Genomic DNA, 9,848 nt, shown 5'->3' with positions numbered 1-9,848 from the left:
GGCGTCGCGCCCTCGGCCTCGGCGTCGGCATCGGCGTGCGCCAGGGCCTCGACCACCTCAGGCTCGGGGATGGGCGGCGGCTCCGACAGCGGCTCTTCCGGTTCGGGCGCGTAGATCCGCGCGGCCTGGGCCCCGTCGGCGGCGGCCAGGGCGGCGGGCGGCGGCGGCTCGGGCGCGGCTTCCTCCGCCCGGGCGACGGTCGCGGCCGCCAGGCCCGGCAGGACATAGTTCTTCATGCGCTGGCGGATCAGCTTCTTGTCGATCTTGCCGGTCGCGCCCAGCGGGATCTCGTCGACGAAGACCACGTCGTCGGGCATCCACCACTTGGCGATCTTGCCCTGCAGGAACTCCAGGAACTCTTCCTTGGTGGCCGTCTCGCCGTCCTTCAGCTTGACCAGCAGGATCGGCCGCTCGTCCCACTTGGGATGCGGCACGCCGATCACCGCCGTCATCGCCGCCTTGGGATGGCCCAGGGCGATGTTCTCGATGTCGATCGAGCTGATCCACTCGCCGCCCGACTTGACCACGTCCTTGGCCCGGTCGGTGATCTGCATGAAGCCGTGGTCGTCGATCGTGGCCACGTCGCCGGTGTCGAAGAAGCCCTCGTCGTCGAGGATCCTGCCGCCGGCGCCCCGGAAGTATTCGGCGGCGATGATGGGGCCGCGGATCTTCAGGTTGCCGAAGCTCTTGCCGTCGTGCGGCAGGCGCTGGCCCGCGTCGTCGGTCAGCTTCAGCTCCACGCCCAGCGGCGGCCGGCCCTGCTTGAGGCGGTAGGGCATCTGCTGGTCGTAGGGCAGCTTTTCCAGCTCGTCGGTCATGACCGACAGCGTGCCGACCGGCGAGGTCTCGGTCATGCCCCAGGCGTGGACCACCTCGACGTCGTAGTCCTCCTGGAAGGCGCGGATGATCACCTCGGGACAGGCCGCCCCGCCGATCACCACCTTGCGCAGGTTGGGCAGCTTGCCGCCGCTTTCCTTCAGGTGCTGCAGCAGCATCTGCCAGACCGTCGGCACGGCGGCCGAGAAGGTCACGCCCTCGGTGTCCAGCAGCTCGTAGATCGAGGCCCCGTCCATCTTGGCGCCGGGCATCACCATCTTGGCGCCGGTGCCGGGGGCCGAGAACGCCACGCCCCAGGCGTTGGCGTGGAACATCGGCACCACCGGCAGGATCACGTCCTTCTGCGACAGGCCCATCACGTCGGGCTGCAGGGTGATCAGGGTGTGCAGGAAGTTGGAGCGGTGCGAGTACAGTACCCCCTTGGGGTCGCCGGTCGTGCCCGAGGTGTAGCAGAGCCCCGCCGCCGTGCCCTCGTCGAACCCACCCCAGGCGCAGTCGGCCGAATGCTCGGCGACTAGGTCCTCGTAGCAGAGCAGGCCCTTGAAGTTGGGCGCCTCGCCGGCCGGTTTGAAGTCGGCGGGCATGTGGGCGCGGTCGGTGAATAGCACCACGTGCTCGACGGTGGGCAGGTGGTGCAGGACGCCGGCGATGATCGGCAGGAAGGTCAGGTCCACGAAGATGGCGCGGTCGCCGGCGTGGTTGGCGATCCAGGCGATCTGCTCGGGGAACAGGCGCGGGTTCAGGGTGTGGCAGACGGCCCCCACGCCCATGATGCCGTACCAGGCCTCCATGTGGCGGGCGGTGTTCCAGGCCAGGGTGCCGACGCGGTCGCCCGGCTTGATCCCCAGGCCCAGCAGCGCGTTGGACACCCGCTTGGCGCGGTCGTGGATCGCACCGTAGGTGGTGCGGACGATGGGCCCCTCGACCGATCGCGTGACGACTTCGCGCCCGCCATGCCACAGGGCGGCGTGGTCGATGATCTTGTCGACCGTCAAAGCCCCATGCTGCATCAAGCCCTGCATCGTTCCCCGCTCTCTCAGTCCATTATCGTTGTTCAGGCAAGGCTAGCGGCGCGCGGCCCCCGGTGCAACGCGCGGCGCGCCCGAGGCGAACCCGGGCCGCATCGCGCTGATCCGCCGCAGCCCTTGTTCAGCTCCTGGAAGCCTTGATCGTCTATAATCGGTCGACTGGACGACATAGCGGGCTGGGATTCGAGTGGGACGAGTGGACGCCATCTTGGCCGACGATCGGCTGGACGAAGTGGCGATGGACACCCACCGCCTGCTGCTGTCCCGCGTGATCCCCGCGGCGATGGCGGCCGGCGTCACCCAGATGGCCCTGGGCCTGAACTTCGCCCTGTGCTGGCTGACGGTGTTCCTGGCCAGCGAAGGCCTGGCGCGACTGGCGACCGGGCGGTTCAAGCCGGGCGTCGCCGGCACGCCGACCATGCGCGCCGTCTTCCTGCTGGGCGCCCTGCCGATCAACCTGACCTGGTCGTGGCTGGCGGCGGCGATGTGGTTCTCGCCGCTGCACGACATGCGGCTGGCCGCCGCCTCGGTGTGGGTGGGCCAGATCGTCTACACCCAGAACTTCCGCCACCAGCCGGCCGCCCTGGTCGCGGTGTCGGCCTTCGCGCCGATGGTCAGCCTGGTGGTCTTCCCGCTGTTCTTCTTCCCCGACCAGGGCGTGGGTCCCAACATCGCCCGCTGGGGCCTGGTCATGGTGGTGGCCACGACCCTGAACGTCATGCTGGCCAACCGCGCCGCCGCCAAGCGAATGGACGCCCTAACCCGCGGCCTGCGCGAGGAGCGCGAGCGGGCCCTGGAGGCCAACCGCGCCAAATCGACCTTCGTGGCCGTCACCAGCCACGAGCTGCGCACGCCGATGAACGGCCTGCTGGGCATGGCCTACGCCCTGGACCGCAGCAACCTCAACGAGGCCCAGCGCCGCCACGTGCGCCTGATGATCAAGTCGGGCGACAGCCTGATGCAGGTGCTCAACGACGTGCTGGACCTGTCGAAGATCGAGGCCGGCAAGGTCGAGCTGGACCGGGTGGCCGTCAACCTGCACGACCTGGTCCGCGCGGCCGGCGATGCCTGGCGCGACGCCGCCGCCGAGAAGGGCCTGTGGCTGAAGGTCGAGATCGCCCCCTCCTCGCCCGCCTGGATCCTGGCCGACCCGCAGCGCATCCGCCAGGTGCTGATGAACCTGATCTCCAACGGCCTGAAGTTCACCAGCCAGGGCGGGGTGACGATCCAGCTGTCGGCGCGCAACGCGCCCCTGGCCGACGGCGACAGCGAGATCCGGCTGCGGGTGATCGACACCGGCGTCGGCGTCGACGCCAACGTCCACGACCGCATCTTCGAAAGCTTCACCCAGGCCGACAACGCCGTCTCGCGCAGCCATGGCGGCACGGGCCTGGGCCTGACCATCTCGCGCGCCCTGGCCCGCCAGATGGACGGCGACCTGGTCCTGGAGAGCGGCGTCGGCGGGGCGACGTTCGTCTTCACCCTGCACGCCACGCCGATCGCGGCGCAGGCCGTAACGGCGGCGGTGATCGACGAGGTCGAGGACCAGGACGAACCCGACCTAGACGCCCTGCGCATCCTGATGGCCGAGGACAACGCCATCAACCAGGTCGTGGTGCGCACCATGCTGGAGGCCACCGGCGTGGGCCTGACCGTGGTCGGCGACGGCCAAGCGGCGCTGGACGCCCTGGCGACCGAAACGTTCGACGCGGTGCTGATGGACATCAACATGCCGGTGATGGACGGCATCACCGCCCTGGGCGAGATCCGCGCCGGTCGCGGGGGCGACCCGGCGATCCCCGTCATCGCCCTGACCGCCTCGGCCATGTCGGGCGACCGCGAGCGCTTCCTGGCCATGGGCTTCGACGACCACCTGGGCAAGCCGATCCGTCCCGTGGAACTGCTGTCGTCGATCTGCGGCGCGGTGCGCGGCAAGGCCAGGGGCTGCGCGGAAGCGGCGACGGGGTCGTAGCGGCCAGGGTCCGATTGACTTCCGCTGCGGCGCGACGGAGCCTCGGGCCATGATCCGAGCTCCTGCTTCCGCCCTGACGATCCTGGCCATGGCCTGGTGCGTCTCCGCAAATCCAGCATCCGCCGCCGATCCCCTCTCCACCATCACGGCGCGCGTGCTGTCGACCTCCCCCGTCACCGGCTTCTCGGACGGAGTCGAGGAGCTGGCCTATTCCGTGAGACTGAAGCCCGTCGATCCGCCCGGAGCGGCGATCACGGCGATCGCGAGGGAGCCGTGCCCGCGCGGCAAGGATCGCGATCAGCTCTATTCCATACTGATCAGCCAACGGCCGGCGGTCCTGGGCATGGGTGTCGGCGACGCCGCCGCGAGGCCGGCCACCGCGAACATCTTCTCCTGCAAGCTCGTTGCTTCGCCGGGTCCCGTCCAGGGCGCGACGCCCCAGCCCCAGCAGCCCTAGCCCATCGACTCCGCCAGGGCCCGGGCCTCGTCCTCGAAGGCGCTGACCGTGTCGACCCTGCGCCAGGCGATCTCGCCGGTGTCGCGGGTCAGCTGGCTTTCCAGCACCGCCACGTCGGCGTCCGAGGCGTCGTTGACGCGGGCGGCGACGCGGGCGCGCAGCACCTCGGGCGGGGCCTCCAGCCAGACGCCCTGGAAGGCCACGTCGACCTCCTTCGCCAGGGCCTCGGCGCGGGCGCGCTGCTCGGGCTTGAGGAACACCGCGTCGACCACCACCGAGCGGCCGGCCGCCAGGGTCAGACGGGCGTCGCGGAACAGCTCGTCATAGACCTTGTCGCTCATTTCCGGCGTGTAGGCCTCTTTCGGCAGGCGCTGCAGCGAGGGCACGCCGCACAGGCGCTTGCGGATCTCGTCGGTGCGAAGGACCACCGCGCCCGGCGCCGCACCCAGGCCCGGCGCGCAGACGCGGGCGAAGGTCGACTTGCCCGAGCCCGAGAAGCCGCCGGTGGCCACCAGGCTGACCGGCTTGGGCGCCAGGTGCTCCAGGGCCGTGGCCAGGTAGGCGCGCGCGGCTTCGTCGTCGTTGCTGTAGGCCCAGACGTGGGTGCGCACGGCGGCGCGGACGCTGAGCATCAGCGGCAGGGCGGCCAGCCCGGTCCACAGGCCCTCGCCGAACGTGCGGGCGGCCTCGTCCAGATAGGCGTTCAACACCCGGCCGGCCGCGTCGCGACGACGGCGGAAGTCCAGGTCCATCAGCAGGAAGGCCAGGTCGTACTGGATGTCGATGTCCGACAGCGAGTCGTTGAACTCGATGCAGTCGAACAGGATCGGCTTGTTGTCCTCGACCAGGATGTTGCCCAGGTGCAGGTCGCCGTGGCAGTGGCGGGCGAAGCCCTGGCCGGCCCGCGCGTTCAGCAGCGGACCCAGGCGCTCCAGCGCCAGGTCGGTCTCGGCGATCAGCCGTTCCACCGCCTGGGCGCCCAGGCGCGGGGCCAGGCCGCGCAGCAGGTTGGCGTTCGAGGCGATGGTGTAGCCCAGGGCCCCCACCCCGCCGCCCTTCGGACGCAGCGGCGCCCCGGCGTGGAACTGGGCGATGGTGCGGCCCAGCGACTCCTCCAGCGCGTCGTCGATGGCCCAGGGCTGCTGGGCCAGCACGCCCTGCTCGTCGAAGCGGCGCATCTCCAGCAGGTACTCGACCACCTCGCCGGCCCCGTCCATCTCGACCCCGCCGTTGCCGGTCCGCGTCAGGCGCCGCACGGCGCGATAGATGTCGGGCGCGGCGGCGCGGTTGAAGGAAAGCTCGCGCTCCAGCGACCAGCGGCGCAGCTCCAGGGTGGAGTAGTCGAGAAAGCCGAAATTGACCGGGCGCTTGACCTTCCAGGCCGCCTCCCCAACCAGGAACACGCGGGCGCACGAGGTCTCGATCACCCGATCGGCCCGCTCGCCCATCCAGGCGGCCACTTCCTGCTCGCGAACCGTCTCCGCGTCCTTGATCACGCCCAAGCCTCGTCCAAAACACCGGAGCCTGTCCGAACAGGCTCCATTTCATCATTCCGAGCATGGCGGCCGCCGAAACCGGCATCCACTTTCGGCTGCCATGCCCTGGGATTTTCGCCCCTGATCCGGGCGAAGGCGTCCCCATAGCGGAAAGTTCGCGCGGCGTCGCGCCCGGCGCGCTTGCTTACGCTTAAGTTGCATGTCTATGGTCCGTGAACCATAGATCGAGTCATAACCACAATGCTCGCAGGCGCTGTCCTCACCCGCTCGGAACGCAAGAAGAGCGAGATCCTCAACGCCGCGCGCGGCGTGTTCCTGCGGGAGGGCTATACGGCCGCCGGCATGGAGGCCGTCGCCCGGATGGCCGGCGTGTCCACCGCCACCCTGTACGCGCACTTCCCCAGCAAGGCCAAGCTGTTCGAGGTGGTGGTCAACGAGGCCGTGGGACGCATGGCCGAGCCCGTGCGCGCCAGCCTCGAGGTCCAGGGCGACGCCCGCGCCCGCCTGACCGCCCTGGCCCTGGCCTATGCCGGCGTCATGTCGCGCCCGGCCACCCGGGCCATGTTCCGGATGGTGGCGGGCGAGCGGCCGCGCTTCGGGGCCGTGACCGACCCCGTCCTGCACAGCGCGCACCAGGACCTGAGGCGCGTGGCGATCCAGGTCCTCGAGGACCTGGTCGAGACCGGCGAACTGACCATCGGCCAGCCGGCCTGGGCGGGCGGCCAGCTGCTGGGCATGCTGGACGACGCCACCCTGGTCCTGGGCCTGACCGCCGGCGACGAAGCCCAGCCGCTCCGGCCGCTGGCGGACATCTGCGCGGATGCGGTGGAGACCTTCCTGGCGCGGTATGGGACGCAAAGAACCTAACCGATTGGGTTTTATTCCAAACCGCTTGGGTTTCTGGTAGAAGGTCCGCAATGCCGACGGTGCTGCGATTTCCCGACAACACGGGCCGGACGCGGATCGAGATCTACACGCAGGACCACGCGCCCTCCCACGTCCACGTGAACGGCGTGAACAAGGAGGCGGTGCTGCTGTTGAACTGTTGCGAGACCGACGACACCCGGCACGGGCCGGTCGGCGTGCGCGAAGTCGACGGATACCGGCTCGCGGAACTGAACGAGATCATCGCGTTCGTGACGGAGCACCTGAAGAGGCTCTGCCAGGCGTGGAGAGAGGTCCATGGCGCTTTCTGAAGCCGAATTCGCCGCCGTCGAGGCGCGCACCGCCGACGAGAACCGGTTCCAGCCGCGCGCCGTGGCCGCGACCTGGCTGCCCGAGCGGCACCGGGTCCTGATCGAGATGAACAACGGGCTTGAAGTGACGTTCGCCCCCGAGCGCTATCAGGAGCTGGCCGGCGCCAAGCCCGAACAGTTGGCCGAGATCGAGGTGTCGGGACGCGGCTCGGCGATCTACTTCCCCCAGCTGGACGCCAGCCTCTACATTCCCGGCCTTCTGCGGGGCCTGACCGGCACGCGCCAATGGATGGCCCAGGAGCTGGGTCGCCAGGGCGGCAAGGCCACCAGCGTCGCCAAGGCCGCCGCTTCCGTGGCGAACGGGAAGCGGGGCGGTCGTCCTCGAAAGGCCGCGGCCTCCTAGGGAAACAGCCGCTTGGTCTCCCACCCCTCGCCGACGCGGTCGTAGACCAGCCGCTCGTGCAGGCGGAACGGGCGGTCGCGCCAGAACTCGATGACCTGCGGCACGACGCGGTAGCCCGACCAGTGCGGCGGGCGCGGCACCTTGCCGAGGCCGAACTTCAGGGCCATCTCGGCCACCCGGCGCTCCAAGGCCAGGCGATCGGGCAGCGGCCGCGACTGATCGCTGGCCCAGGCGCCCAGCTGGCTGTGGCGGGCGCGGCTGGCGAAATAGGCGTCGGCCTCGGCCTCGGTCACCGGCTCGACGACGCCCCGCACCCGCACCTGGCGGCGCAGCGACTTCCAGTGGAACAGCAGGGCCGCCTTGGGTTGGCCGCCCAGCTCCACGCCCTTGGCGCTCTGGGTGTTGGTGTAGAAGACGAAACCGCGCGCATCGACGCTCTTGAGCAGCACCATGCGCGAGTCCGGCAGGCCGTCGGCGTCGACCGTCGACAGGGCCACGGCGTTGGGATCGCTGGGCTCGCCCTTGCCGGCCTCGGCCAGCCAGTCCTCGAACAGGTGGATCGGATCGCCCTCGGGCAGCAGCGGCGGGGGCGTCGCCTCGGTCACCTGGCGGACATAGTCGTCCTCGGACGGCGAGGCGGGGATCAGGGGCGCGTCGGTCATGGGACGGATATAGAGCGGCGGGTCACGCTTGACGAGGATGGCCGGTCGCGCGCATCTGCCGCGCGACATGAAGGACACCCTATGAAACTCGGCACGCGGGCGCGACTGGCCTGGATCCCCCTGGCGCTGTGGTGCGCGGCCGGCCTGTGGATCGGCTATGCCCAGGCGATCAAGTGGAAGGGCGACGACACCCAGGACTGGATCATCCTGGCGGCCGGCGGCCTGTTCCTGTTCGCGGGCGGGGCCTGGAACTTCTGGCGGCTGCGGGCCAAGGCGGCCGAGCGGGCGCGGGTCGAGGGGCCCGAGGTCGACGTGCCGGTCACCTGGCACAAGCGCAGCGGCTCGTGGGCGGTGATCGCCTTCGTGGCGGGGGTGTTCGGCGTCTTCGGCCTGGTCTGGCTGCTAAGCGGTCAGATTCGTTAGTTTTTCGCTTGGCGCGTTTTCTTCACGCGAACCGGTGTCCACTTCGCTCGAAAACGCTAGAAGTTAACTTAACCCCCCGTTGACCAAAGGGCGGCAGGGTCGGCGGCATGACCGCCGGCTCGTCCTACGCCCTCAGCCTCCAGGCCGCCCGCGCCATCCTCGGCGTCGCGCCGGGCGCCGACGAGCGCGAGCTGCGGGCCGCCTATCGCGAAGCCGCCAAGCGCGCCCACCCCGACCGTCCCGGCGGCGACGCGGCCCTGTTCCGCGACGTGCTGGCCGCCTATCGCCTGCTGCAGGACGCCCCGGCCCGCCAGATCCATTTCCCGCCCGCCGTGGCCGAGCCCGCCCGGGTCGAGCAGGCCGTCCTGCAGGTCGACGCCGCCCTGGCCTTCGCCGGCGGGACCCTCGACCTGGCGCTGGACGGCCGCAAGCTGCGCCTGACCCTGCCCGCCGGCCTGCGCGAGAACGACAAGGTGCGGGTCGAGAACGTGACCTTCCGCGTGACGCTCAAGCACGACCCCGACGCCCTGGTGCGCGGCGGCGACCTGTGGCTGACCGCGCGGCTGGACGCCCGCGCCCTGGCCGAGGGCGGCCGCATCGAGGTGGCCACGGCCCTGGGCCCGCGCCTCGTCTGGATCTCGACCAAGGCCGCCGCGCGCGGCCTGGTGCGCCTGCCGGGCCAGGGCCTGCCCGCCCGCGGTCCGCACCGCGCCGGCGACCTCTTCCTGCGCCTGGAGGCCCTGGGCGAAGGCGCCGAGAGCGTCGCCCGCTCGCAGCTCAAGCGCTTCGCGGCCGCCTGGGCGGCCTAAGCGGCGGCTTAGCGCTTCCAAACGCCCGTTCGACGATCCTATGATCCCGCCCGACGCCGCCCCAGAGCGGCCGGGAGGACGGACCATGACCGACGAAGCCCTGCGCGCCCGCCGCGAAAAGATCGTGCGCGAGCACATGGCCGACGAGATCGACCACGCCTGGGACAAGGTGCTGGCCACCTTCCCCCACCCCCACTACGAGATCATCGCCACCGGCGCGGTCCATGACGGCCGCCCCGACGTCGAGCGCTACTACACGACCTCGCGTCAGACCTTCCCCGACCAGCGCAACACCCTGCTGTCGCTGCGCCATGTCGACGACGGGATCGTGGTGGAGTTCATTCTTGAAGGAACCCAGTCGGGCCCGCTGGGCCCGCTGCCCGCCACCGGCCGCCCGTTCAGCTGCCAGATGACCGCCTTCTTCCTGTTCGACGGCGAGACCCTGGTCTGCGAGCGGATCTATTCCGACACCCTGACCATCGTGCGCCAGCTGCTGGGCGGCATGACCGCGATGGAGGCGCTGGGCGCCCTGGTCGCGGCGGCGGGGGCCAAGGCGGCTTAAGCG

General features: G+C 70.5%; 11 protein-coding genes. 8 read left to right on the top strand and 3 right to left on the bottom strand.

What is annotated here, in order from left to right; all coding sequences use genetic code 11:
* Positions 1-1,859: long-chain-fatty-acid--CoA ligase (locus WAE60_RS04365; RefSeq protein WP_337685176.1), on the bottom strand; the 1,859-nt coding region annotated here is incomplete at its 3' end.
* A 202-nt stretch (positions 1,860-2,061) separates the two neighbouring features.
* On the opposite strand from WAE60_RS04365, the gene WAE60_RS04360 reads away from it, so the two are divergent.
* Positions 2,062-3,837, top strand: coding sequence for an ATP-binding protein (locus WAE60_RS04360; RefSeq protein WP_337685175.1), 1,776 nt, complete (start codon positions 2,062-2,064; stop codon positions 3,835-3,837).
* A gap of 49 nt (positions 3,838-3,886) precedes the next feature.
* Positions 3,887-4,294 (top strand): hypothetical protein, encoded by a 408-nt coding sequence (locus tag WAE60_RS04355; RefSeq protein WP_337685174.1) that lies wholly within the window; start codon positions 3,887-3,889, stop codon positions 4,292-4,294.
* Here WAE60_RS04355 and WAE60_RS04350 read toward each other — a convergent pair.
* Complete coding sequence (locus WAE60_RS04350; RefSeq protein WP_029913515.1) at positions 4,291-5,790, bottom strand: bifunctional aminoglycoside phosphotransferase/ATP-binding protein; 1,500 nt, start codon at positions 5,788-5,790, stop codon at positions 4,291-4,293. The genes WAE60_RS04355 and WAE60_RS04350 overlap by 4 nt on opposite strands.
* Before the next feature lie 240 nt (positions 5,791-6,030).
* Here WAE60_RS04350 and WAE60_RS04345 point away from each other — a divergent pair, with 240 nt between their 5' ends.
* The 3 genes from WAE60_RS04345 to WAE60_RS04335 are packed head-to-tail and all read left to right on the top strand — an operon-like array spanning position 6,031 to position 7,389.
* Complete coding sequence (locus WAE60_RS04345; protein WP_337685173.1) at positions 6,031-6,657, top strand: TetR/AcrR family transcriptional regulator; 627 nt, start codon at positions 6,031-6,033, stop codon at positions 6,655-6,657.
* A 50-nt stretch (positions 6,658-6,707) separates the two neighbouring features.
* Positions 6,708-6,986 (top strand): DUF4160 domain-containing protein, encoded by a 279-nt coding sequence (locus WAE60_RS04340; protein ID WP_337685172.1) that lies wholly within the window; start codon positions 6,708-6,710, stop codon positions 6,984-6,986.
* A complete protein-coding gene (locus WAE60_RS04335; protein WP_337685171.1) occupies positions 6,973-7,389 on the top strand; it encodes a DUF2442 domain-containing protein in 417 nt (138 codons plus the stop codon). Before WAE60_RS04340 ends, WAE60_RS04335 begins: the two co-directional genes overlap by 14 nt.
* Here the strand turns inward: WAE60_RS04335 and pdxH are convergent.
* Positions 7,386-8,051, bottom strand: a complete 666-nt coding sequence (gene pdxH, locus WAE60_RS04330; RefSeq protein ID WP_337685182.1) for a pyridoxamine 5'-phosphate oxidase — start codon at positions 8,049-8,051, stop codon at positions 7,386-7,388. The genes WAE60_RS04335 and pdxH overlap by 4 nt on opposite strands.
* 81 nt (positions 8,052-8,132) lie before the next feature.
* Between pdxH and WAE60_RS04325 the strand changes: the two genes are divergently transcribed.
* From WAE60_RS04325 to WAE60_RS04315, 3 genes are all read left to right on the top strand, one after another.
* Entirely contained in the window at positions 8,133-8,474 is a 342-nt protein-coding gene (locus WAE60_RS04325; protein ID WP_337685169.1) for a hypothetical protein, read from the top strand.
* Between the two features lie 107 nt (positions 8,475-8,581).
* Positions 8,582-9,283, top strand: coding sequence for a DnaJ domain-containing protein (locus WAE60_RS04320; RefSeq protein ID WP_337685168.1), 702 nt, complete (start codon positions 8,582-8,584; stop codon positions 9,281-9,283).
* Positions 9,284-9,368: 85 nt separating this feature from the next.
* A complete protein-coding gene (locus WAE60_RS04315; protein ID WP_337685167.1) occupies positions 9,369-9,845 on the top strand; it encodes an ester cyclase in 477 nt (158 codons plus the stop codon).
* The last annotated feature ends 3 nt before the right edge of the window (positions 9,846-9,848 follow it).

Source organism: Caulobacter sp. CCG-8, assembly GCF_037402475.1.
In the GTDB taxonomy this organism is placed as follows: Bacteria; Pseudomonadota; Alphaproteobacteria; order Caulobacterales; family Caulobacteraceae; genus Caulobacter.
This window is presented reverse-complemented; position numbering and strand designations above follow the sequence as displayed.

What these genes read in the sequence shown, in the direction of transcription:
- WAE60_RS04355 (WP_337685174.1), top strand. Translation starts at nt 3,887, where the DNA reads ATGATCCGAGCTCCTGCTTCCGCCCTGACGATCCTGGCCATGGCCTGG.
- WAE60_RS04345 (WP_337685173.1), top strand. Translation starts at nt 6,031, where the DNA reads ATGCTCGCAGGCGCTGTCCTCACCCGCTCGGAACGCAAGAAGAGCGAG.
- WAE60_RS04340 (WP_337685172.1), top strand. Translation starts at nt 6,708, where the DNA reads ATGCCGACGGTGCTGCGATTTCCCGACAACACGGGCCGGACGCGGATC.
- WAE60_RS04335 (WP_337685171.1), top strand. Translation starts at nt 6,973, where the DNA reads ATGGCGCTTTCTGAAGCCGAATTCGCCGCCGTCGAGGCGCGCACCGCC.
- pdxH (WP_337685182.1), bottom strand. Translation starts at nt 8,051, where the DNA reads ATGACCGACGCGCCCCTGATCCCCGCCTCGCCGTCCGAGGACGACTAT.
- WAE60_RS04325 (WP_337685169.1), top strand. Translation starts at nt 8,133, where the DNA reads ATGAAACTCGGCACGCGGGCGCGACTGGCCTGGATCCCCCTGGCGCTG.
- WAE60_RS04320 (WP_337685168.1), top strand. Translation starts at nt 8,582, where the DNA reads ATGACCGCCGGCTCGTCCTACGCCCTCAGCCTCCAGGCCGCCCGCGCC.
- WAE60_RS04315 (WP_337685167.1), top strand. Translation starts at nt 9,369, where the DNA reads ATGACCGACGAAGCCCTGCGCGCCCGCCGCGAAAAGATCGTGCGCGAG.